Source organism: Providencia sp. PROV061 (assembly GCF_011045655.1).
Lineage (GTDB): Bacteria > Pseudomonadota > Gammaproteobacteria > Enterobacterales > Enterobacteriaceae > Providencia > Providencia hangzhouensis.
In genome coordinates, this window is sequence record NZ_CP042861.1 from 3,315,828 (window position 1) to 3,339,832 (window position 24,005).

At 41.7% G+C, this 24,005-nt stretch carries 25 protein-coding genes and 1 other annotated feature; of the genes, 19 read left to right on the forward strand and 6 right to left on the reverse strand.

Going from position 1 to position 24,005, the window contains the following annotated elements; genetic code table 11:
• Positions 1-363: 363 nt before the first annotated feature.
• The 6 genes from FVA72_RS15265 (at position 364) to artM (ending at position 5,803) form a co-directional block, all read left to right on the forward strand.
• Positions 364-1,263, forward strand: coding sequence for a lysine exporter LysO family protein (locus FVA72_RS15265; protein ID WP_004256402.1), 900 nt, complete (start codon positions 364-366; stop codon positions 1,261-1,263).
• Positions 1,264-1,314: 51 nt separating this feature from the next.
• Positions 1,315-2,796: a DUF2867 domain-containing protein gene (locus tag FVA72_RS15270; protein ID WP_110591390.1), complete on the forward strand. Its 1,482-nt coding sequence runs from the start codon at positions 1,315-1,317 to the stop codon at positions 2,794-2,796.
• A 98-nt stretch (positions 2,797-2,894) separates the two neighbouring features.
• Entirely contained in the window at positions 2,895-3,623 is a 729-nt protein-coding gene (gene artP, locus FVA72_RS15275; protein ID WP_004256404.1) for an arginine ABC transporter ATP-binding protein ArtP, read from the forward strand.
• 18 nt (positions 3,624-3,641) lie between these two features.
• Positions 3,642-4,385 (forward strand): arginine ABC transporter substrate-binding protein, encoded by a 744-nt coding sequence (artJ, locus tag FVA72_RS15280; RefSeq protein WP_004256405.1) that lies wholly within the window; start codon positions 3,642-3,644, stop codon positions 4,383-4,385.
• Between the two features lie 12 nt (positions 4,386-4,397).
• Positions 4,398-5,138, forward strand: coding sequence for an arginine ABC transporter permease ArtQ (gene artQ / locus FVA72_RS15285; RefSeq protein ID WP_004256406.1), 741 nt, complete (start codon positions 4,398-4,400; stop codon positions 5,136-5,138).
• Positions 5,135-5,803, forward strand: a complete 669-nt coding sequence (artM, locus tag FVA72_RS15290) for an arginine ABC transporter permease ArtM (RefSeq protein WP_110591389.1) — start codon at positions 5,135-5,137, stop codon at positions 5,801-5,803. Before artQ ends, artM begins: the two co-directional genes overlap by 4 nt.
• 59 nt (positions 5,804-5,862) lie before the next feature.
• Here artM and rlmC read toward each other — a convergent pair whose 3' ends face one another.
• The 3 genes from rlmC to FVA72_RS15305 form a co-directional block, all read right to left on the reverse strand.
• On the reverse strand, positions 5,863-6,996 hold the full coding sequence (gene rlmC / locus FVA72_RS15295) for a 23S rRNA (uracil(747)-C(5))-methyltransferase RlmC (RefSeq protein WP_110591388.1): 1,134 nt from the start codon (positions 6,994-6,996) through the stop codon (positions 5,863-5,865).
• 9 nt (positions 6,997-7,005) lie between these two features.
• Positions 7,006-7,521, reverse strand: coding sequence for a YbjN domain-containing protein (locus FVA72_RS15300; protein WP_096864157.1), 516 nt, complete (start codon positions 7,519-7,521; stop codon positions 7,006-7,008).
• A 138-nt stretch (positions 7,522-7,659) separates the two neighbouring features.
• Positions 7,660-7,986 carry a YbjC family protein gene (locus tag FVA72_RS15305; protein ID WP_004256421.1) on the reverse strand — a complete coding sequence of 109 codons (327 nt, stop codon included), beginning with the start codon at positions 7,984-7,986 and terminating at the stop codon, positions 7,660-7,662.
• Between the two features lie 160 nt (positions 7,987-8,146).
• On the opposite strand from FVA72_RS15305, the gene FVA72_RS15310 reads away from it, so the two are divergent.
• The gene (locus tag FVA72_RS15310; RefSeq protein ID WP_004256424.1) at positions 8,147-8,410 is read left to right on the forward strand and encodes a GrxA family glutaredoxin; all 264 of its coding nucleotides are present in this window, start codon (positions 8,147-8,149) and stop codon (positions 8,408-8,410) included.
• Positions 8,411-8,657: 247 nt separating this feature from the next.
• Here FVA72_RS15310 and FVA72_RS15315 read toward each other — a convergent pair whose 3' ends face one another.
• Positions 8,658-9,086 carry a secondary thiamine-phosphate synthase enzyme YjbQ gene (locus FVA72_RS15315; RefSeq protein WP_110591387.1) on the reverse strand — a complete coding sequence of 143 codons (429 nt, stop codon included), beginning with the start codon at positions 9,084-9,086 and terminating at the stop codon, positions 8,658-8,660.
• A 197-nt stretch (positions 9,087-9,283) separates the two neighbouring features.
• Here FVA72_RS15315 and ybjG point away from each other — a divergent pair, with 197 nt between their 5' ends.
• From ybjG to FVA72_RS15330, 3 genes are all read left to right on the forward strand, one after another.
• On the forward strand, positions 9,284-9,892 hold the full coding sequence (gene ybjG / locus FVA72_RS15320) for an undecaprenyl-diphosphate phosphatase (RefSeq protein ID WP_004256430.1): 609 nt from the start codon (positions 9,284-9,286) through the stop codon (positions 9,890-9,892).
• 851 nt (positions 9,893-10,743) lie between these two features.
• Complete coding sequence (locus tag FVA72_RS15325; protein ID WP_004256437.1) at positions 10,744-12,060, forward strand: serine/threonine transporter; 1,317 nt, start codon at positions 10,744-10,746, stop codon at positions 12,058-12,060.
• Positions 12,061-12,135: 75 nt separating this feature from the next.
• Positions 12,136-13,503 carry an L-serine ammonia-lyase gene (locus tag FVA72_RS15330; protein ID WP_094960654.1) on the forward strand — a complete coding sequence of 456 codons (1,368 nt, stop codon included), beginning with the start codon at positions 12,136-12,138 and terminating at the stop codon, positions 13,501-13,503.
• A gap of 81 nt (positions 13,504-13,584) precedes the next feature.
• Here FVA72_RS15330 and FVA72_RS15335 read toward each other — a convergent pair whose 3' ends face one another.
• Complete coding sequence (locus tag FVA72_RS15335) at positions 13,585-14,790, reverse strand: serine hydrolase (RefSeq protein WP_004256445.1); 1,206 nt, start codon at positions 14,788-14,790, stop codon at positions 13,585-13,587.
• Positions 14,791-15,007: 217 nt separating this feature from the next.
• Between FVA72_RS15335 and FVA72_RS15340 the strand changes: the two genes are divergently transcribed.
• Positions 15,008-15,631 (forward strand): glutathione S-transferase family protein, encoded by a 624-nt coding sequence (locus tag FVA72_RS15340; protein ID WP_004256447.1) that lies wholly within the window; start codon positions 15,008-15,010, stop codon positions 15,629-15,631.
• Here FVA72_RS15340 and FVA72_RS15345 read toward each other — a convergent pair whose 3' ends face one another.
• Complete coding sequence (locus tag FVA72_RS15345; RefSeq protein WP_110591386.1) at positions 15,632-16,459, reverse strand: SDR family oxidoreductase; 828 nt, start codon at positions 16,457-16,459, stop codon at positions 15,632-15,634. It abuts the gene before it with no gap.
• Positions 16,460-16,727: 268 nt separating this feature from the next.
• Positions 16,728-16,855 (forward strand) — a sequence feature (His leader region).
• Positions 16,856-16,909: 54 nt separating this feature from the next.
• On the opposite strand from FVA72_RS15345, the gene hisG reads away from it, so the two are divergent.
• Genes hisG through hisIE form a run of 8 tightly spaced genes read left to right on the forward strand, consistent with a single transcriptional unit; the run spans position 16,910 to position 23,986 of the window.
• Positions 16,910-17,809 (forward strand): ATP phosphoribosyltransferase, encoded by a 900-nt coding sequence (gene hisG / locus FVA72_RS15350; RefSeq protein WP_004256451.1) that lies wholly within the window; start codon positions 16,910-16,912, stop codon positions 17,807-17,809.
• Between the two features lie 6 nt (positions 17,810-17,815).
• Positions 17,816-19,132: a histidinol dehydrogenase gene (gene hisD / locus FVA72_RS15355; protein WP_110591385.1), complete on the forward strand. Its 1,317-nt coding sequence runs from the start codon at positions 17,816-17,818 to the stop codon at positions 19,130-19,132.
• Between the two features lie 3 nt (positions 19,133-19,135).
• Positions 19,136-20,206, forward strand: coding sequence for a histidinol-phosphate transaminase (gene hisC, locus FVA72_RS15360; protein ID WP_004256456.1), 1,071 nt, complete (start codon positions 19,136-19,138; stop codon positions 20,204-20,206).
• 13 nt (positions 20,207-20,219) lie between these two features.
• On the forward strand, positions 20,220-21,287 hold the full coding sequence (gene hisB, locus FVA72_RS15365) for a bifunctional histidinol-phosphatase/imidazoleglycerol-phosphate dehydratase HisB (RefSeq protein ID WP_110591384.1): 1,068 nt from the start codon (positions 20,220-20,222) through the stop codon (positions 21,285-21,287).
• Positions 21,287-21,880 carry an imidazole glycerol phosphate synthase subunit HisH gene (gene hisH, locus FVA72_RS15370; protein WP_110591383.1) on the forward strand — a complete coding sequence of 198 codons (594 nt, stop codon included), beginning with the start codon at positions 21,287-21,289 and terminating at the stop codon, positions 21,878-21,880. Before hisB ends, hisH begins: the two co-directional genes overlap by 1 nt.
• A 5-nt stretch (positions 21,881-21,885) precedes the next feature.
• Positions 21,886-22,623 (forward strand): 1-(5-phosphoribosyl)-5-[(5-phosphoribosylamino)methylideneamino]imidazole-4-carboxamide isomerase, encoded by a 738-nt coding sequence (gene hisA / locus FVA72_RS15375; RefSeq protein ID WP_096864148.1) that lies wholly within the window; start codon positions 21,886-21,888, stop codon positions 22,621-22,623.
• Positions 22,605-23,381: an imidazole glycerol phosphate synthase subunit HisF gene (hisF, locus tag FVA72_RS15380; protein ID WP_094960647.1), complete on the forward strand. Its 777-nt coding sequence runs from the start codon at positions 22,605-22,607 to the stop codon at positions 23,379-23,381. Before hisA ends, hisF begins: the two co-directional genes overlap by 19 nt.
• Complete coding sequence (gene hisIE, locus FVA72_RS15385; RefSeq protein ID WP_004256466.1) at positions 23,375-23,986, forward strand: bifunctional phosphoribosyl-AMP cyclohydrolase/phosphoribosyl-ATP diphosphatase HisIE; 612 nt, start codon at positions 23,375-23,377, stop codon at positions 23,984-23,986. The genes hisF and hisIE overlap by 7 nt, the downstream gene beginning before the upstream one ends.
• Positions 23,987-24,005 lie beyond the last annotated feature (19 nt).

Genomic DNA, 24,005 nt, shown 5'->3' on the forward strand with positions numbered 1-24,005 from the left:
TATTAGTTTTCATTACATATCGGGTGATTCCGTCAATTGGATATACTAAAGAACAATATTTAGAGCTTACCGATTAACCTTCTTTATTACTATAACTATGTATGTAAAATAAAAATTCTTCATAGCAAAATAGCAAACTATGTTGAGCATCTAATTGCAGTGTTATAAAATAGTAAAACTTTTATTTTTAGTGTTTTTGACCTATTTTTTATTAGTTAGCCAATAAAAACATTTTATAACAAAAAGAACTTTTAGCACGGGGCGTTAAATCGGGTTTGTACTTCAATAACCTAAATAAATAAAATTGTATAACCCTTTGTTTATATTTAGCTAGTCGATGAGATAACCTCTAAGGATGCGGCCATGTATTCAGGACTCTTAATTATTCTTCTACCATTAACGCTTGGTTATCTTATTCCTATTAAAAACAAGCAAATTCTCCATCGAGTACACCAATCCTTGAATTCAATGGTGTATGTTATTTTATTTTTAATGGGAATTACTCTCGCACTTCTTGAAAATTTAAGTGTTCACTTATTTTCTATTTTAATTTATGCAGTTACCTTTTTTGGTTGCATATTTTCATTGAATGTAATCTCACTGTTATTGCTGGATAAATTTGATCCTTGGAAAATTCCGCAACATAAACAAGAAAAACCACCTTCACGAATCAAAATGGTACTCGAATCCTTACAGTTATGCGGAGTGTTACTACTCGGATTTGTCGTTGGCCTAACTCATTTTGATTTTCTGCACTATGCCGACAAAGGGAGCCAGTTGGCATTAATGCTACTGCTATTACTCGTCGGTATCCAGCTACGTAACAGTGGCATGAGCATCAAGCAAATTTTAATCAACCGCCGCGGTACAACCATTGCGTTTGTCATGGCGGTCAGTGCATTAGCGGGTGGTGCGTTAGCCGCGTTCTTACTAGACCTTCCCGTGAAAATGGGGTTAGCGCTGGCTTCTGGCTTTGGCTGGTACTCATTAACAGGGATTGTCCTCACCGATGCTTATGGCCCAGTCATGGGGAGCGCTGCTTTTTTCAATGATTTAGCAAGGGAACTTGCTGCAATCATGCTTATTCCAATTATTATTAACCGTTACCGCTCAACCGCTCTTGGCATTTGTGGTTCAACATCAATGGATTTTACACTGCCTGTTTTACAACGCAGTGGTGGGGTTTCAATTGTCCCTGCTGCTATTGTTCACGGCTTCGTACTGAGTCTTATTACGCCAATTCTCATGGCCTTCTTTACATAGGTAAAATTTCAGTCACAATAGCTGTTAATTTGCGTGAATCAGGAAATTAACATGACAGATAAACAACGTGTTTTAGTGTTGGGCGCTAGTGGCTATATTGGTCAGAATCTGATCCCTAAACTCATTGAGCAAGGATATGACGTAACAGCAGGTGCACGTCGTGTTGATTGGATGTTATCTCAAGGCTGGCAAGATACCCAATGCATTTATGTGGATCTTCACGACCCTGAAACACTAAAAGGTGTCATGGAAGGCATCGATATTGTTTATTTCCTCGTTCATAGCATGGCCGACCAAGCCAATTTAGTCGAGCGTGAGCGTGCAGCCGCTCGCAACGTGCAACAAGCCCTTGAAGGCTCAAACGTTAAACATGTTATCTATCTCAGTGCATTACAACATGGGCACACCTATTCACCACACCTAATTGCTCGACGTTTAACCGGTGATATTCTACGTGAAAGCCAAATCCCTGTTACCGAAATCCGCTCATCAATTATCGTTGGGTCTGGTTCTGCCGCATTCGAAATTATGCGTGATATGGTCTACAACTTAGCGATTTTAACGCCACCACGTTGGGTTCGTTCTAAATCGTCACCTATCGCCCTATCGAATATTTTGTATTATTTAACGCAACTGGCAAAAATACCAACAACTGAGAATCGGATTTTTGATGCAGGTGGCCCTGAGTTTATTAGCTACCAAGAGCTATTTAAGCGCTTTATTAAAGTCAGTGGTAAGCGGCGTTTACTTATTCCTATTCCGATCCCCATCAGTATGATTTCCGTGCATTTCATCAGTTTGATCACCTCCGTACCACCGTCAATCGCTAAGGAGTTAATTCAAGGCTTGCAGCACGACCTCCCCGCGGATGATAAAGCGTTACGAGAACTGATCCCCCAAACCTTAATTTCTTTTGATGATGCCGTTAGAACGACTTTAGCAGAAGAAGCCGATGCCGTTGATAACGCAGATTGGGGTTATGATCCAGAAGTCAGAAAACGCTGGCGTCCCGGCTATGGCTATTACCCAAAACAAGCGGGAGCAACCCTTGGAACAACAGCCAGTTCAGAATCGCTTTGGTATACAGTGCAACAAATCGGCGGAAAAAACGGCTATTTCTATGCCAATGGCCTGTGGAAAACTCGCGCCATCATGGACGATATGATGTTAAATAAAGTGAAGTACGGCCGCCCCGATCGTGAACAGCTCCAACTCGGTGATGAGATTGACGGCTGGCGCGTAATTAATCTTGAACCTAATAAACAACTTAGCTTGTTATTTGGTATGAAAGCCCCAGGACTTGGCCGCTTAACTTTTACTATTCATGATAGCGGGAACCGCCGTTCAATTGATGTTAGAGCATGGTGGCACCCAGCTGGCTTTTGCGGCCTACTCTATTGGTTTGCCATGATGCCCGCACATTTATTTATTTTTAAGGGAATGGCAAAACGCATCAGCGAACTGGCTTATGAGCGAGATAAACAACTCGCTAAAGAACAGCAAGCAGAGCAACTGACCGTTAAATCGGAATAATTTTAGCGTAAAAACCAAATTTTTATGCAGAAATTATTGCATAAATATGCTCATAGGATTAATATCGCGGGTAGTGAAATAAGATATTATTGGTACACATGAGCATTCAATTAAAAAACATCAACTGTTTCTATGGTTCCCATCAGGCACTCTTTGATATCAATCTAGAGTGTTCTGCTGGTGAGACTATGGTATTACTTGGGCCAAGCGGGGCTGGTAAAAGCTCATTGTTACGTGTCCTCAATTTATTAGAAATGCCACGTTCAGGCCACTTGAATATTGTGGGTCAGCAATTTGACTTTTCTTCAGCTCCAGATGCGAAAGCGATTCGTGAGCTGCGTCAAAATGTAGGGATGGTATTTCAACAATATAATCTGTGGCCTCATCTGAGCGTTATGGACAACTTAATTGAAGCACCTTGCCGCGTGTTAAAATTATCAAAGCAAGAAGCGCAAGCAAAAGCGTCTAAGTTATTAGAACGCTTACGGTTGTCGCAATTTGCTGATCGCTACCCCTTACATTTATCGGGTGGTCAGCAACAGCGTGTTGCGATTGCAAGAGCGCTAATGATGGAACCAAAAGTTTTATTATTTGATGAACCAACCGCGGCACTTGACCCAGAAATCACCGCTCAAGTTGTTGATATTATTCGTGAACTATCTGCAACTGGGATTACACAAGTCATCGTCACTCACGAAGTGGAAATTGCTCGCAAAACCGCTAGCCGTGTCGTGTATATGGAAAACGGCCATATAGTAGAACAAGGGGATGCAAGCCATTTCACTGCACCTCAAACAGAAGCATTTGCAAATTATCTGTCACATTAATAGATATAGGATTAAGCAATGAAAAAAATTATATTAGCTGCACTGCTGGGCGCTGTAACCCTATCTGCAACTGCTGCGGAAAAAGAAACCATCCGTTTTGCAACAGAAGCGACTTACGCACCTTTTGAAATGTTCGATAAGAATAACCAAATCGTTGGCTTTGACGTTGATTTAGCCAATGCAATGTGTGAAAAAATGAATGCAACTTGTACATTTACTCACCAATCTTTCGACAGCTTAATTCCTAGCTTAAAATTCCGTCGCTTTGAAGCATTAATGGCAGGTATCGATATTACCCCTGAGCGCCAACAGCAAGTAGATTTCACTGAGACTTACTACCCTAACTCAGCAGAATTTATTGCTGTAAAAGAAAAAATCAGCTCAGTAGACCAATTAAAAGATAAAAAAATTGGTGTTCAAAACGGAACCACTCACCAAAAATACATCATGGAACAACATAAAGGGATGACAACCGTTCCTTATGATAACTACCAATCTGCTATTTTAGACCTACAAAATGGCCGTATCGATGCCGTCTTCGGTGATACCGCAGTTGCTGACGAATGGTTAAAAGCTAAAGGTAACGAAAACTTAGCTGCTGTTGGTGAAAAAGTGACTGATCCACAATATTTCGGTATTGGTTTAGGTATTGCTGTTCGTAAAGGGAATAAAGAGCTGTTGGATAAAATGAATAAAGCCTTAGCTGAAGTTAAAGCAGACGGCACTTATGATGCTATCCACAAAAAATGGTTTCAACAGTAATTGATATAATTAATGAGCAACTTTCTATTTTTAACAAGTGCCGCCGGTATCACCGTCGGCCTTGCTGTTTCTGCACTGGTTTTGGGGCTGATCCTCGCCATGTTATTTACTGCGTGGGAGTCCGTCCGTTTTAAACCTATTGCCTTTTTAGGGACTTGCTGGGTTACTTTGATCCGCGGTCTGCCTGAATTATTGGTCGTGTTGTTTGTTTATTTCGGTACATTACAACTGATCAATTTATTTGGTGATGGGTTCGATATAAACCTCGGTTTTTGGCAAACCACTATTCAAATCGACCCCAGCATTTTCTTTGCTAATAGTGGCGAATTTGACTATACCCCATTTGTTTGTGGTGTTATTGCCCTTGCCTTGTTGTACGCCTCTTATGCATCACAAACATTAAGAGGAGCTTTAAAAGCAGTACCTTATGGCCAGTGGGAAGCAGGTTTTGCATTAGGTTTAAACAAACGCACTATTTTCTTTCGGTTCATTATGCCGCAAATGTGGCGCCATGCGCTTCCAGGCTTAGGCAACCAATGGCTTGTATTATTAAAAGATACCGCGTTAGTTTCACTCATCAGTGTTAATGATTTGATGCTACAAACAAAAACAATCGTCAATAGAACTCACGAGCCATTCACATGGTACGCCATTGTGGGTTTGATTTACCTTGCCATTACGTTAGTCAGTCAAGTTATCTTAAAACGTATTGAATTGCGTACTACTCGCTTTGAGCGAGGTGAATCAAAATGATGGATTTAATTTTAGATATTCTTCCAGGGCTACCAACCAGCTTATCACTAACGTTTAGCGCACTCATTGTGGCTTTTATCTTAGCGATATTATTTACTTTAGTTCTCTCGCTGAAAACCCCTGTGGTTTCTCAAGCCGTTAAAGTCTATATCACGCTTTTCACTGGTACGCCGTTATTGGTACAATTTTTCTTAATTTATAACGGCCCAAGCCAATTTAAATCATTGCAAGATTATCCCATGTTGTGGGAGATTATTTCCACACCTTGGGTCTGTGCAATGGTTGCATTGGCCTTAAACAGTGCGGCTTATTCCACTTTGTTATTCCACGGTGCAGTTAAAGCCATCCCATCAGGCCAATGGCAGTCTTGCCAAGCCCTTGGTATGAGTAAAATGCAAACCATGCGTATTATTTTGCCTTATGCCTTTAAGCGTTCGTTATCGTCCTATTCCAATGAAGTCGTCCTGATTTTCAAGAGTACGTCACTTGCCAGTACGATTACAATGTTAGATGTCATGGGCTATAGCCAACTGATCTTTGGTCAAAGCTGGAATGTGATGGCGTTTGTTGCTGCGGGAATTATTTATTTAGTGGTCAATGCAATTTTGACCGTTCTAATGCGTTTAATTGAACGCAAAGCGTTGGAATTTGAGCATAGAGGCTAGTTTTATCTCACTTTAATAGAAAGCTTGGTATTAAAACCAAGCTTTTTTTATATTATCTATCAATGAGTTAACCGTTTTAATAAAGTCAATACCTCATAATGCGCCGTATGAGGAAATAAATCAAACAACTGTACCTTACAGACTTGATAGCCAGCCAACAGTTGTAAATCTTGCGCCATGGTTTGTGCATTACAGCTAGAATACAAAATATATTCAGGCTGCACATGGGAAAGGAAATCGCATAACTCTTTACCAATTCCTCGGCGTGGCGGATTGACTAAAATAAGCTGAGGGATATCCTGATTCGCCGTGGCAAAACGCGTTGAATCAAGGGCTTTAAACTCAACATGCTTTAATCCAAGTTCATCCGCTGATTGCTGTGCGCTGGCAATCGCTGGCGCACTGATTTCTATCCCTGTTAAGTGAGTGTCTTTTTCAGCACAGTGCAGCCCAAAGCCGCCCACGCCACAAAACAGATCCCACAAGCTATCGATATCTAACGCTTTAACCCATTCCCTCGCGGTTTGGTATAATTTTGCAGCCACTATAGGATTCGTTTGGAAAAAACCTTGTGGCCGAATAAATAAAGGGACTTGATTAAACTCTTCACGAAGTGTGCGCTGCTCCGTTAAGAAAATCTCATCCTCACCTTCAAGTATTGCCATATGCACGGGTTGAATATTGGCGGTGATCACCGCAAGCAGTGGCAACTGTTCTTGTAGCCATGGCAGTGCCTTTTTTAACTGCTCAATTTTTTTCTCTGAGCGCAACACAAACCGCAGCATGAATTTCCCAGAGTAATGACTTTGGGTTAATAATAGGTATTTTAATTCACCGCGTTTGCGCTCAATGTTATAAGGCGTCAGCCCTGCCCTTGCAATAAAAGGAATAATGGCACTAAACACATCAGAAAAGGCATCTGGATACAACGGGCAGTCCGTTAAATCTACACCTTGCCCATCTCGCCCAACAATACCTAAAATTGGCTTCTCAACACTACCACTAACGACCATTTTGGCTTTATTGCGAAAAGCCGTTTGCGGCCCTGTCACTGGAGGCTGAAATAAAGAAGTATCAATAGCAGGTAAAAGAGCCTGTAGTTGACTCTGCTTTTCAATAATTTGCTGTTCAGGAGTTAGTGTCAGCCATTGGCATGAATGGCATTGCCCTGTGGCATATTTTTCACAATGCATAGCAAAAACTTAGTGGAGAATGACTGAAGGTTTGTCATCAAGAGAAAGCTCAGAGCCTTCTTCAGAGCTGTCATCATCTTCACTAAAGTCATCTTGATTTGCATACAACAAATTATTGCTAAAGATTTCAAAGACAATAGCTGAAATTTGCTCTTCCGCTTGCTGTAAAAAATGGCAGAATTGACGATACGTCATTCCTGCTTCTAATGAAAATGATTGGCTAACAATCAATTTAGGCAAGTTTTCATTGTTTATTTCAAGGAAAACTTTTGCCGTTAATGAGCTGGCATTAATTTGGCTGATATTCGCCACTAACGTCACAATCGCTGTCGGTTTGAGCTCAGCTAATGCAGACAACACCAAAACATTATTTAAAATATCGAGCTTTGCATCAAAAATACCGTCTATATTTTGCATATGAGGTAAATGTAATGCAGAGCAGGAATCACACTCGAAATAAGAGGTTTTGAGTTGGTCTAACCATTCACGTAACTTAGTGATGTCAGGGTAACAAATAGAATCCATGGATAGTAACCTTCTTCAACTCAAAATAGTCGTGCAATATCGATTTGTTAGGGTTCTGGCACATTTTCCCCTAACTAAAAAACGAATAATTCTCACACATTGTAGAGCGAAACACCAGTAAAACCACGCTCAATCTACTTATTCATCTGGTTTATTATCTGTAGAGTCTGGCTTTTTAGATACATTCTTTTCTGGTTGTTTATTATCAATGCCCAAAAAACTCAGGCCATGAATTGCTCGCCAGACAATATTGACCATTGCGGGCACCAAACAGCCAATGCCGACCATAATCATGCTCACGATCGCCCCTGGCTGCATTAAAGGCTCCGGCAATGTGATATAGTCATTTGTTGCTAACAAAACAATAATAAGCAGAATGATCCCCACACCTTCTAACACGATAATGGGCTTTGGCATGTCCGCCAGTGAACGCATTGTCCCTTTAGACTGAGGTTTATTGCTCATTCTTTTTCTCCTCTCATTATTGTGTCACTTTCTCAAACTGAGAATTATATGTCATACCTATAGGTATAACAGGAAAATTCGACTTTTATTTCATAACTTATGTAGGCATAGTATTGAGCATTGCAATTAGAATCTGAGCTCAAGATAAAAAGGAGATACTATGTATACTGTTATTTTTGGTCGTCCTGGCTGCCCATACTGTGTTCGTGCAAAAGAACTCGCTGAAAAACTGAAAAATGAACGTGAAGATTTTGACTACCGCTACGTTGATATTCAAGCTGAAGGTATTTCTAAAGAAGATTTATCTAAAACTGTTGGCAAACCTGTTGAAACCGTTCCACAAATTTTTATTGATGAGCAACATATTGGTGGATGTACAGATTTCGAAGCTTACGCAAAAGAAAATTTGAATCTATACAAATAATTAGCCCTTTCCGTTTTTCATCTCAACAAGCAAAGTTGTTCACTTATTTATAGGTGTTAACACTTTGCTTGTTCTTTTTGTGCTATTTAAGCCAAATTTAATAAAAATATTGTACTTTTTTTCATCTAGGTGAGAACTTTCTTTTTTAGACGGGGTCTTAATTAGTGCCACTGCTTTTCTTTGATGTCCCCATATTGAGGAGCCCGATAGCCAACTATTTGTTTTCATGCTATCGGGTTTTTTGTTTCTAACGGCTGGGTTCGCCTTGCAATGTAATGATTAACCTACGTTTTCCACCATAATTTCGGTGCTCACATAAATAAATCCCCTGCCACGTCCCCATGTTTAAACGCCCTTTAGTAATTGGAATAGTCAAACTTGCACCCAATAAACTGCTTTTTAAGTGCGCAGGCATGTCATCACTTCCTTCATAATCATGCTTATAATAAGGTTCATTTTCAGGAACGGCCTGATTGAAAAAGCTCTCGAAATCTTCCCTGACAGTGTAATCTGCATTTTCATTGATTGTTAAAGATGCTGATGTATGTTGAATAAAAATATTCGCTAAACCAACCTTGATTAAGCTAAGTTCAGGAAGTTGCTTGAGAATTTCTTCTGTCACTAAATGAAACCCTCTCGCTTTTGCGCTAAGTTGTATCTCTTTTTGCCACCACATCACTTTTTCTCCCTTGACTTATCTAAACTCATTACTGCACTAAATAATTATTGAGTAAATGTTAAACCGCAAGTAAATTTGTCGCATATAGCTTTCAATAATAAGACAAAGGGACTTTACCTGCTCATTAAGAAACTTTAATCTCCCCCTTTTATATCTATTCTGTCTCACTAACCATCTGACCGAGGTACTGAACTGTGCTGGAACAACTTAACCTTGATCTATTCAATTTGATCAATGCGACTCCAGAAACCGCTAGTGGAACCATTGCTGTAGCGAATGTGATTGCGAAACGCTTAATTCTATTATTTCCACTATTTACTGTTGCTTGTTGGTTTTGGGGCGCCCAGCCAAATATGACTCGCCAACGTGCCTTTGCTTGTAAAGCAGCCATTGCTATCGTCATTGGCTTAACCATTTCATGGCTAGTGGGCTATTTCGCGCCGCATGACCGCCCATTTGTCATGGGAATTGGCACTAATTTCTCCGAGCATGAAGCCACGCCTTCATTCCCAAGTAACCATGGCACGATTGTCTTTACATTCGCTTTTGCATTTCTTTTCTGGCTAAGAACTTGGGTTGGCCTCGTGATGATGATCCCCGCTGTCGTTATTGCTTGGTCACGTATTTACCTCGGTGTTCATTGGCCTTTAGATATGGCAGGTGCCTTTATACTGGCGATTGTCGCATGCGGTTTGGCCCAGATCCTCTGGTCTGTTGGTGCGTATAAAATTCAATTACCTATCACTCGGCTATATAGTTTTATTTTTGCCTCTCTTATTCGTAAAGGTTGGTTTCAACCATAACAACGTATATTCAAATACTGGCATTAATTAATGCCAGTATGTTTAGCATTATAAAAATTGCGCTAAATCAAAGTTTCTGTTTATTTCCATTCTCATGATTAAAACTTTTTTGAAGTTATCAATAAAATTATTAAAACAATTACTTAACAAATATCTTGTTACCTATTTTAATTATTTTTTTCGTTGCAAAAAAAGTGGCAAATATAAGCACAAAAAAAACGTAAAATAATTAATATATAGTTATCTTTCCTCCAATTTTCAAACTAATTAGTTACGCAATAAATCAATCTAAAAGATAAAAATATTTCATTTATTTTCAATTGGTTATCAGTTATCTATAACAATTTACTTGTACTATTATTACAGTACAGCTCAATATTTATATTGATATGGATGATATTTTAATCAGCTCAATTTTAATCATTAATATAATAATATTTTTCTAACAGAATTTAATTCTGCTCACATTTAAGTAAAGCTTAACTTATTCACCCACTATTCAATTGCTAATAAAAACAAACTTAACGCAAATTTATTTAACATTTTTATAAAATATAATTATATCTCGCAATCTTGGGGGATATTTCTCTTTTGAGATAATGATCACGGCATTTTATTCTGGTAAACTATAAATTCACACACTCAAAATCCAATGTTAAAATTTAATGATAAAAATACAAAACTGATTGAAAATCAATTTACCGTCAATTTTAGTTTTATTTCCAATCAGATTGTTACGCAAAAGAAAACAATTGTTATTGAGTAATTGTTCGTACCAAAAGATTAAAAGGTCGTAACGCATTTGCAGTTACGCTAAATGATTTTTTTGACTTATATTTTCGGAGACTATTATGGATGCAACAAAAGTTGGTTCCATCGACAAAACGGCCTCGCAAACAGTAAATAGTAGTGCTTGGCGCAAAACTGACACAGTATGGATGCTGGGTTTATATGGTACAGCTATCGGTGCTGGGGTATTGTTTTTGCCAATCAATGCAGGTATGAGTGGTTTATTACCTGTTTTACTGATGCTGGTATTAGCCTTCCCAATGACATTTTTTGCTCACCGTGGGTTAACACGCTTCGTTCTTTCTGGTTCAAAACCTGACGGTGATATCACTGAAGTTGTAGAAGAACATTTTGGTCGCACAGCAGGAAACTGGATCACCCTACTCTACTTCTTTGCTATTTACCCTATTCTTCTTGTTTATGGTGTTTCCATCACCAATAACGTCAATAAATTCTTAACCGAATTATTGGGCGTTGGCGCACCACCACGCTGGTTACTTGCCTTGATCCTTGTAGGCGGAGTGATGGCGATTGTGGCATTCGGTGAAAAATACATCGTAAAAGTCATGAGTATGTTAGTGTTTCCATTTATCGCCGTGCTGGTTGCATTCTCACTGTATATGATCCCACATTGGTCTGGTGATGTACTAAATACATTAACTTGGGAAGGTATCACTGAAGCAACAAAAAATACCGGCGGACAAAGCATCTGGGTCACTATTTGGCTAACAATCCCAGTGATGGTATTCGCATTTAACCACTCGCCAATTATCTCCGCTTTCTCCGTTGCAAAACGTGAAGAATACGGTGATGCAGCTGAACAAAAATGCTCACGGATCCTTGCTTCTGCACACATTCTGATGGTGCTGACAGTTATGTTCTTCGTGATAAGCTGTGTCTTTACCTTATCTTCAGCGGATCTTGCACAAGCTAAAGCACAAAATATCAGTATTCTTGACTACCTGTCTGGCTATTTTGACCAGCCATTCATTAAATATGCAGCTGCAATCATTGCCTTTATTGCAATTATTAAATCCTTCCTTGGTCATTATTTAGGTGCTCGTGAAGGTTTCAATGGCCTAGTTGAACGTGCTTACCGTGCAAAAGGTAAAACAATTGATGTTCGCAAGTTAAACCGCGGTACTGCAATCTTCATGTTAGTCACAACTTGGTTAGTGGCAACATTGAACCCAGGTGTGCTGGATATTATTGAAAGCCTCGGTGGCCCAGTTATCGCTATCTTACTGTTCTTGATGCCAATGTATGCAATTAGCAAGGTACCAGCAATGCGTAAATACTCAGGTAAAATCAGTAATGTATTTATCGTAATTATGGGTCTGGTCGCTATCTCTGCGGCAACATATAAGTTATTCTTCTAATTGAAGCCACTAGGTAGCGACCAACAACGGAAGCTACCTAATTTCAATGACTTTCTACAAAAGGAAGCACTGAATATGATTAGTGTATTTGATATCTTCAAAATTGGCATCGGCCCTTCAAGTTCCCATACCGTCGGCCCAATGAAAGCGGGCAAACAGTTTGTTGACGACCTTATCCAGCAAAAATTACTCTCTCGCACAACACGAATTGCAGTTGATGTATATGGTTCGCTCTCTTTAACAGGTAAAGGCCATGCAACGGATATGGCGATTATTATGGGTCTTGCGGGTAACTTACCGGATACCATTGATATTGACGCTATTCCTGCTTTCATGCGTAATGTTGAGCAAACTGAAAGGCTCTCCCTTGCACAAGGGCAACATGAAGTTGATTTCCCTACTGAAGGGGGGATGAATTTTCATACAACCAATCTCCCCCTCCATGAAAATGGAATGAGTATTACGGCATTCAGTGGTGATGATGTTATTTACAGCAAAAATTACTATTCTATCGGCGGTGGTTTTATTGTCGATGAAGAACATTTTGGCCAGTCAGACGAAAATGCAATTCAAGTCCCTTACCCATTTAAATATGCGGCCGACCTGCAAAAACATTGTAAAGACACAGGGTTATCACTTTCCGCACTCGTGATGCAGAATGAATTAGCGTTACGCAGTAAAGAAGAAATTCAGCAATATCTCTCGTCCGTATGGGATGTCATGAAATCCGGTATTGAACGGGGAGTGACAACCGAAGGTTTACTACCAGGCCCATTACGTGTGCCACGTCGAGCAGCAGCGTTACGTCGTCAACTCGTAACAACCGATAACACCAATATGGACCCAATGGCCGTCATTGATTGGATCAATATGTATGCGCTTGCCGTTAACGAAGAAAATGCAGCGGGTGGTCGTGTTGTAACGGCACCAACGAATGGAGCCTGTGGCATTATTCCTGCGGTATTAGCTTACTATGACAAATTCATTCGCCCTGTGAATGAAAATTCCTATACCCGTTATTTTCTAGTTTCCGGTGTCATTGGTGCATTATATAAAATGAATGCGTCAATTTCCGGCGCCGAAGTGGGCTGCCAAGGCGAAGTGGGTGTTGCTTGTTCGATGGCCGCTGCGGGGCTCGCCGAATTAATGGGCGGTAGCCCTGAGCAAGTGTGTATCGCAGCAGAAATTGCCATGGAGCATAACTTAGGTCTCACCTGCGACCCTGTTGGAGGGCAAGTTCAAGTACCTTGTATTGAACGTAACGCCATTGCTTCCGTTAAAGCCGTAAATGCCGCACGCATGGCATTACGCCGTGTCAGTGACCCACGTGTTTGCCTCGATAAAGTCATTGAAACCATGTATGAAACTGGTAAAGATATTAACGCTAAGTATCGTGAAACATCCCAAGGGGGATTAGCGATTAAATTGGCTCACTGCGAATAGCATTTGTTTATCTATCGTCTCTATAAAAATGCCTGCTAATGCAGGCATTTTTTTGTTCACATCATTTTCATTTAATCATTATTAACCGAAAATGGCACTCCACCAGCCGCTAATCGTTTTCATGATGTAATCCCAAATACGACCGAAGAACCCCGCTTCCTCAACGGCACTTTTTGCAACTAGAGGATGCTGTTCGACGACTTCATCATTCAGAATAAAGTTAATCGTTCCTACCGCTTGGTTTTTAGCAAGAGGCGCTTCAAGTGAATCGTTAGTTAGTTGAATATCCACTTTCAAGTTTTGCAATTGCCCTTTAGGAATCGTAATTGAAACATCATCGGCAACACCTAAATCAACTTCTGAAGTATCACCAAACCAGACACGCTGCTTTTTCAGTGTGGCATCTGCCTTAATTGGCGTGACAGTTTCAAAGAAACGGAAACCCCAAGTGAGTAATTTTTCGCTTTCAGAAAAACGCACACGGTCACTTGGCGCTCCCAACACAACTGAAATCAAACGCATATCGCCTTCTGTTGCAGAGGCGACTAGGTTATGGCCTGCTCCACTCGTGTGCCCAGTTTTTACGCCATCCACTTTTAAATTTTGGTTCCATAACAGACGGTTACGGTTTGGTTGACGAATTTTATTAAAGGTAAACTCTTTTTCCTTGTGCAGTGCGTATTCATCGGGAACATCACGGATCATTGCTTGGGTTAACAATGCCATATCCCGTGCAGTACTATATTGCCCCTCTGAATCGAGGCCATGAACGGTTTTAAAATGGGTATTCTTTAAACCAATCTTTTGCACGTATTGATTCATTAAACTCACAAATGAGTCTTGGCTACCTGCAACATAATCGGCAAGAGCAATACTGGCATCATTCCCTGACTGGATCACAATCCCTTTATTTAAATCCAATACGGAAACACGATCTTTTGGCTTTAAAAACATCAAAGAAGAGCCTTTAAGAACAGGGTTTCCCGTTGCCCATGCATCTTCACCTACCGTAACCATATCCTGAGGGGTAATTTTCCCCGCATTCACCGCTTGCCCAATCACATAGCTGGTCATAATTTTTGTTAAACTTGCGGGATCTAAGCGTTCATCTGGATTCCCAGACGCTAAAATTTTACCGCTATTATAATCCATCAAAACAAACGCTTTTGCATCGACTTGAGGAGCAACCGGTGTCTGCGCCGCATAAGCACTGGTACTTACGGCAACCAAAAGACTCAACCCAATACCAGCTCGGCGGGTTTTTAAAGACAACATTTTCTTACTCATCGGTTATTCCTTCACTTAATTCTACACATTTAAATTACTGTCATTGACTCAACATCACTAAACGAGAACCCATCGCTGTGACAAAATTTGATAACTAGACCTAATATAAGACTTTAATTTCACTGAGGCCACTGATAACAAATAAACATTTGCCTCTGAGTAAATTTAATCTATCTTAACCATGGTCGATGCCAAAAAATCAATTTAGGAGACTGCCATGTTAACTGTTTGGGGACGCGTCAACTCTTCCAATGTCAAAAAAGTACTTTGGTGCTTAGAAGAATTAAATATCGCTTACAATCAAAAAGATGTGGGTGGCCCATTTGGTGGGCTAGATACACCTGAATATATAAAAATGAATCCAAACAGCACAATTCCAACTCTACAGGATGATGACTTTGCGCTGTGGGAATCGAATGCGATTTTACGTTACCTTACGGAAAAGTTTGATCATTCTCACTTATTGCTCGCACAAGACCTACAAGAACGAGCTGCCGCAGATAAATGGATGGATTGGAGTGGTGCTAATTTATTCGACCACATTAAACAGATGATGAACAAAATTGTTCGTGTCCCAGAAGCGGATAGAGACCCAGAACAAGCTAAAATTATTTATGGCAATATCAATCGGTTACTAACCATTGCTGATAATGCATTAGCTAACCAAGCCTATTTCAGTGGTGATAAATTTGGTATCGCTGACATTGCTATCGCACCACTATTTTACCCTTGGCATGAAATTGTCACTGAACGCCCCGAATTTAACAATTTGGAACGCTGGTACCAGCAACTGACCACACGCCCTGCGTTCCAAAAAATTGTCATGATCCCGATTAAATAATCACAGGGTCATATTCATCAAACTTGGGTTTGGGTACTGGTATTCAAACCCGAGTTCTTGGCAAATTCTATTACCGTTAATGGTTTTCCCCACTAACGTATTCTTCTCTTCAATAAATTGAGGCGGGGTTAACCCGATAGATTGTGCTGCATGAGTATAAAATTCGGCTCGTGTTGGGTGGACTGGCGCACAGAGGTTATAAATATGTCCCCCTTGCGGTTGCTGGAGCAATAATAAAATGGCGGCAATCACATCATCTTGATGCACCATATTCACAGGTTGGTTTGCCCCCTTCACCCCGGTTTTCCCCGCTAAAAAACGCCCTGCATGGCGTTTTTCACCGACTAATCCCGCTAATCGCAGAATATCCACCGATATGTTCGGTAACTGATGCAACCACTGTTCTGTCGCCACCAAGGCTTTAGCCGAATCCGTCACCCCATCCAATAGGCTGTCTTCGGTCATTTCACCATTTTGTTCCCCATAAACCGCAGTAGATGACGTGAAAATAACTTTAGGCACCTGAAAGGCTATTGCGCTATTCACCAGTGTTTCAATCGCCATCACATAGTATTCGGTATTAATTTTAGAGGGCGGAAGCAAGATAACGATAGCATCACTTTGTTCCATCAACTGCGCTAAATCGTCGTCATCACATTCAAGTTCTGGGGTTAATTTCAATGCATAACACTCAATTCCAACCGCTTGAGCGGCTTCAATACCATCTGGTGTCGTTTTAGTTCCAACCACATGAATGCCTTGAGACAATAAGGCTTGGGCGAGTGGTAACCCAACCCACCCTAATCCGATGACAGTGACTTTTTTCATACAATGGCTCCTTAATCGACCAACCAGCTGAAATTAATCACAGAGTAGCTGAAAACCATAAAACTTCCGAATACAATTTCTGAGAGATTTATCACTATAAAAAGTGAACAACTAATTATTATTGGTTATTTTTTAAAAAAAGGTTGCATTCATAGGGGGAAATCGGATAGGTTGAATACCAATGAGTATTTAGTTAGCACAATGAATGTTTAGTCATTCACTTAAATAACAGAACGGAAGACATTATGAATCGTATTTCACGCAACCATCATCACCACCATCATCCTGACTAGTCTTTCGGGCGATGTGTGCTGGAAGACGTTCAACGAATCTTCCGGTGGCTGAAATGCGAATTGAGAGAACCCTCGGAAGATAATCTTCCGAGGGTTTTTTTATTTTTGAACAAAGAGTTACTAAACAAAAAAATTTAAAAGGGATAAGGGTAAAGTCATGTTGGATAAATCACGTTTACGTATTGCAATACAAAAATCAGGCCGTCTGAGTGAAGAATCAAGAGAATTGCTTTCTCGCTGTGGCATCAAAATCAATTTACAACAACAACGTTTGATTGCTTATGCAGAAAATATGCCTATTGATTTACTCCGCGTTCGCGATGACGATATTCCGGGGCTGGTCATGGACGGTGTCGTTGACTTAGGGATCATCGGTGAAAACGTTCTTGAAGAAGAGTTATTAAACCGCCGTGCTCAAGGGGAAAACCCGCAGTATAAAACCCTGCGTCGTCTTGATTTCGGTGGGTGCCGCTTATCTCTCGCTGCCCCATTAGATTTCAACTATACCGGTGCTGAGTGCTTAAATGGCTCACGCGTTGCAACTTCCTACCCTCACTTGTTAAAACGCTATTTCGACCAAAAAGGCATTCAATTTAAATCATGCCTGTTAAATGGTTCAGTTGAAGTTGCCCCGCGTGCTGGCCTTTCCGACGCTATCTGTGACCTCGTCTCTACAGGTGCAACACTTGAAGCAAACGGCCTAAAAGAAGTGGAAGTTATTTATCGCTCTAAAGCCTGTTTAATTCAACGTGATGGCGAGATGTCGCCGGAAAAACAACAGCTTATTGACCGCATGATGACCCGTATCCAAGGTGTTATCCAAGCACGTGAATCCAAATACATCATGTTGCACGCGCCAAGTGAAACACTGGAAGAGATCATTGCCTTGCTGCCAGGTGCTGAACGCCCAACAATTCTACCGTTAGCAGGCGAACAAAGCCGTGTGGCGATGCACATGGTAAGCTCAGAAACGCTGTTCTGGGAAACTATGGAAAAACTCAAAGCTTTAGGGGCAAGCTCTATTCTTGTCCTGCCAATTGAAAAAATGATGGAGTAAGCCGTCATGAAAATGGGATTTAACCAACCTGTTCGCTGGTCGGCTTGTAACCAAGAGCAACAAAGCGCTTTATTAATGCGCCCCGCAATAGCGGCTTCTGGTAGCATTAGTACTGCGGTTAGCCAAATTATTGACCAAGTCCGTAACGAGGGCGATGCTGCCCTCCAAGCACTGAGCCGTCGTTTCGATAAAACTGAAATCGAAACAGTGCGTGTACCTGCAAATGCTGTTAACGCGGCAGAGGCTCGTCTTGGTGATGAAATCAAAACAGCAATGAAAACCGCCATTGGTAACATTCGTCGTTTTCACGAAGCCCAAAAACCCACTCCGATTACAGTAGAAACACAGGCAGGCGTCGTGTGCCAACAAGTCACACGCCCAATAGATGCGGTCGGTTTATATATTCCGGGGGGGTCTGCTCCCCTGTTATCAACGGTCATGATGTTGGGAACCCCTGCGAATATCGCAGGCTGTCGCAAAATTATTTTGTGTTCGCCCCCACCTATTGCCGATGAGATTTTGTATGCAGCGAAACTGTGTGGCATCAGTGATATTTTCCAAGTAGGCGGTGCGCAAGCGATTGCTGCAATGGCATTTGGTACCCAAAGTATTCCTGCGGTTGATAAAATTTTTGGCCCTGGTAATGCCTATGTCACTGAAGCAAAACGCCAAGTGAGTCAAAACCATGATGGAGCCGCTATTGACATGCCTGCGGGACCTTCCGAAGTGTTAGTCATTGCTGATAACGGTGCAAACCCAGCATTTACCGCATCTGATTTACTATCACAAGCGGAACATGGCCCTGATTCACAAGTTATTTTATTAACTGACGATGAAAACTTTGCCCAACGCGTGATCGAAGAAACAGAAAAACAATTAGCGCAACTTTCACGTGCAGAAATTGCTCGAGAAGCATTGAGCGCCAGCCGTGTCATCATTGCTGATTCCATCGCTCAATGCGTTGAAATTAGTAACCGTTATGGCCCTGAGCACTTAATACTGCAAACACGCAATGCCGATGACCTAGTCGATTCTATCACTAGCGCAGGTTCCGTGTTTGTCGGAGACTGGTCACCCGAATCTGCAGGAGACTACGCTTCAGGCACAAATCACGTATTACCCACTTACGGGTATACTGCAACCTATTCAAGCCTTGGCCTCGCTGACTTTATGAAGCGAATGACGGTGCAAAAACTGTCGCAGCAAGGCTTATTAGGCTTAGCCAACACCATCGAAACTTTAGCGCAAGCAGAGCAACTCACCGCTCACAAAAATGCCGTTACCTTACGCGTTAACGAACTAAAAAAACAAAATCAGGAGTAAGTCATGAGCCAACCATTTAATGCCGCCAGTCTTGCACGTGAAAATGTTAAAACCATGACGCCTTATATGTCTGCACGACGTTTAGGGGGAAATGGCGACGTTTGGCTCAATGCCAATGAATACCCAATTGCACCTGATTACCAATTCAGTGAACGCAACCTTAACCGTTATCCTGAATGCCAACCGGTTGCGGTGATCAATAACTATGCAGCTTATGCCAAAGTTAAACCAGAACAAGTGCTAGTTTGCCGTGGGGCCGATGAGTCCATCGAGTTGTTAATCCGCGCATTTTGTGAGCCGGGGAAAGATGCGGTGATGTTTTGCCCGCCAACCTATGGCATGTACAGCGTCAGTGCAGAAACCTTTGGTGTTGAACAAAAGAAAATCATGGCGTTGCCAGACTGGGCATTAAACGTTAACGCGATCCGTGAAAATCTATCCAATACCAAACTGATTTATATTTGCAGCCCAAATAACCCAACAGGCAATATCATCGACAATAAAGATTTACGCGAAGTGCTAGATATGGCTGCAGGCCGTGCATTAGTCGTTGTCGATGAAGCCTATATTGAGTTCTGCCCACAATACAGTGTGGCAAACTGGTTAGCACAATACCCAAACTTGGTAATTTTAAGAACCTTATCCAAAGCCTTTGCATTAGCAGGTTTACGTTGTGGTTTTACTTTAGCATCCCCTGAAGTGATTGAAGTGCTATTAAAGGTTATCGCCCCTTACCCGTTATCAACCCCTGTTGCGATGATTGCAGCTCAAGCCCTTGAGCCCCAAGGTATCGAGACGATGAAAAGCCGTGTAGAAACGGTAACAGAAAACCGTATTGCACTTCGTGAAGCGCTACGCGACTTATCAGTGGTTGAACATGTTTATCCAAGTGAAACCAACTATATTTTGGTGCGTTTCACTGATGGAAATAAAGTCTTTAAAGCCCTGTGGGACCAAGGCATTATTTTACGTGACCAAAGTAAACAACCCGGTCTCATTAATTGCCTGCGTATTACTATTGGGACAGAAATAGAAAATACCCGTGTTATTGAAGCTATTGCAGCACTTTGCTAATTAGGAATGATTCATGAGCCAGAAAATTTTATTTATCGACCGTGATGGAACATTAATTACCGAGCCGCCAACTGACTTTCAAGTTGATAGTTTAAGTAAACTCGCCTTTGAAAAAGCAGTTATTCCTAGCTTACTTGCTCTGCAAAAAGCCAATTACCGTTTAGTGATGATAACCAATCAAGACGGCTTAGGCACCGATAGCTTTCCAACAGCAGATTTCGAACCCCCTCATAATTTAATGATGCAGGTATTTGAGTCCCAAGGCGTTAAATTTGATGAAGTGTTAATTTGCCCACATAAGCCCGAAGATAACTGCTCTTGCCGTAAACCTAAATTGCAGTTAGTTGAGCGCTATTTAGACAGCAACGTATTAGACAGCGAAAACAGCTATGTGATTGGTGACCGTGAAACAGATATTCAATTAGCTAAAAATATGGGTATCAAAGGGTTACGTTATAACCCAACAGAACTTGACTGGGAAGCTATCACCCAGCAATTAACCAAACGCAACCGCCATGCACTGGTGAAGCGTGTAACAAAAGAAACCAATATCCAAGTTGAAGTGTGGCTGGACCAAGAAGGCGGCAGCAAAATTAGCACTGGCGTAGGCTTCTTTGACCACATGTTAGACCAAATCGCGACTCACGGCGGTTTCCGATTAAACATTGAAGTGAATGGCGATTTATTTATCGATGACCACCACACGGTTGAAGACACCGGTCTTGCACTAGGTGAAGCATTGAAAGTGGCACTGGGTGATAAACGCGGTATCGCACGTTTTGGTTTCGTTCTGCCAATGGATGAATGCCAAGCGCGCTGTGCACTGGATATTTCAGGTCGCCCGCACCTTGAATACAAGGCCGAGTTTAAATACCAACGCGTCGGTGACTTAAGCACAGAAATGATTGAGCACTTCTTTAGCTCACTTTCCTATGCCATGGGTTGCACATTACACCTGAAAACCAAAGGGAAAAACGATCACCACAAAGCCGAAAGTTTGTTTAAAGTTTTCGGCCGCACATTGCGCCAAGCAATTCGTGTTGAAGGGGATACGTTACCTAGCTCGAAAGGGGTTCTGTAATGAACGTTGTCATCCTTGATACCGGCTGTGCAAATTTAGCCTCCGTGGCTTATGCGGTGAAACGCCTAGGCTATAACCCTGTGGTGAGCCGTGATACCAATACTATTTTACAAGCTGACAAAGTCTTTTTGCCGGGAGTTGGTACTGCTAGCGCAGCCATGGAAAAGCTCACTGAACGTGAATTAGTTCCGTTAATCAAAGCACTTACCCAACCGGTGTTAGGTATCTGTTTAGGCATGCAGCTACTCGGCTCTTTTAGTGAAGAAGGCCAATCTACAGTGCCACTACTGGGGTTAATTGATAGCCCTGTACAAAAAATGGATGCCAATGGGCTTCCAGTTCCTCATAGCGGTTGGAACCAAGTCAAAGCCTTAGCAGGAACCCCCTTGTTTAGGGATATCCCTGATAATGCCTATTTCTATTTTGTACACAGTTATTCGATGCCTATTTCCAGCAATACCATCGCGCAAACGCAATATGGCAATCCGTTTAGCAGTGCCGTGAATTGCGATAACTTCTATGGTGTCCAATTTCATCCAGAACGTTCTGGCGCAGCAGGTTCACGTTTGATTCAAAACTTTTTGGAGATGTAATTACCATGATCATTCCCGCATTAGATTTAATCGATGGCACTGTGGTGCGATTGCATCAAGGGGATTACGCCAAACAAACTGATTATGGCAATGACCCACTCCCACGTTTGCAGCAATATGAAAAAGAAGGGGCAAAACTATTGCACCTCGTGGATTTAACGGGTGCGAAAGACCCGCAAAAACGCCAAATTCCACTGCTCAAAAAATTATTAGCTGGCGTGAGTGTTCCCGTACAAGTTGGTGGTGGTATTCGTACCGAAGAAGATGTTAAAGCCTTACTGGAAGCCGGAGCGACCCGTGTCGTCATCGGCTCAACGGCAGTGACCAAACCGGAGCTAGTCAAAACATGGTTTGAAACCTATGGTGGGGAAGCCATTGTACTTGCGTTAGATGTACGAATTAATGACAAAGGCGTAAAAGAAATTGCCATTAGCGGCTGGCAGGAGAATTCAAATTTAACCTTAGAGCAAGCCATTGAAATATATCGCCCTTATGGCTTAAAACACGTCCTTTGTACTGATATTTCCAAAGATGGAACATTGGCGGGTTCTAATGTGAATTTATACCAAGAAATTAGCCAAAAATTCCCTGATATTGCCTTTCAGGCATCAGGGGGAATTGGCGATCTAGATGATATCGCGGCTATTCCGCCATCTGGTGCAGCTGGCGTGATTGTTGGTCGTGCACTATTAGAAGGTAAATTCACCGTTACGGAGGCAATCAAATGTTGGCAAAACGCATAATTCCTTGCTTAGACGTCCGTGATGGGCAAGTGGTTAAAGGTGTCCAATTTCGTAATCACGAAATCATCGGTGATATTGTTCCATTAGCACAACGCTACGCCCAAGAAGGCGCAGACGAGCTGGTGTTTTATGATATTACCGCCTCTTCTGATGGCCGAGTGGTAGACAAAAGCTGGGTTGCCAAAGTCGCCGAAGTGATTGATATTCCTTTTTGTGTTGCAGGTGGGATTAAAAGCGTTGACGATGCCGCGCAAATTCTGTCTTTTGGCGCAGATAAAATTTCCATCAACTCCCCGGCATTATCCGACCCTACATTAATCAGCCGGTTAGCTGAACGCTTTGGCGTACAATGTATCGTTGTCGGTATTGACACTTGGTTCGATGAAAGCTCAGGTGAATATCTCGTTTACCAATTTACTGGCGATGAAAAACGTACCACACAAACCACGTGGAAAACCCTTGATTGGGTAAAAGAAGTACAACAACGTGGCGCGGGTGAAATTGTGTTAAATATGATGAACCAAGATGGTGTACGCCAAGGGTATGATCTACAACAACTCAAAAAAGTCCGTGAAGTCTGCCAAGTGCCCTTGATTGCCTCTGGCGGCGCAGGTGAAAAAGTGCATTTTCTTGATGCCTTCACTGACGCAGGTGTTGACGGTGCTTTAGCCGCTTCTGTATTTCATAAACAAATTATTAATATCGGTGACTTAAAACAATACCTAGCCGAAAACGGAGTTCAAATTAGAGTATGTTAACCACAGAACAATGCAGCCAACTTGCATGGCAAAAAGTCGATAACCTGATGCCTGTTATCGTACAACACGCCGTTTCAGGTGACGTGCTAATGCTTGGGTATATGAACCCAGAAGCATTGCAAGTCACCTTAGACAGCCGTAAAGTCACTTTTTTTTCTCGTACAAAACAACGTTTGTGGACGAAAGGCGAAACCTCCAATCATTTTCTAAATTTGGTGGATATCTACCCTGATTGTGACAGTGATACGCTACTGGCTCTCGCACTGCCGGATGGCCCAACTTGCCATAACGGTACACAAAGCTGCTTCGCGCCCGCACAAAGTGACTGGGGCTTTTTATTTGAGTTAGAAACATTACTCAAAGAGCGAAAAACCGCTTCTCCTGAAAGCTCCTATACCGCGCGTTTATATGCTAGCGGTACTAAACGTATTGCTCAAAAAGTGGGTGAAGAAGGTGTTGAAACCGCTCTGGCGGCAACCGTTAATGACCGCGCTGAATTGACTAACGAAGCCGCGGATTTGATGTACCACTTATTAGTCTTACTACAAGACCAAGAGCTAGATTTAAGCACGATAATCAAACGTTTAAAAGAGCGCCATCAATAAATAACAGGCTGCCAGCCTC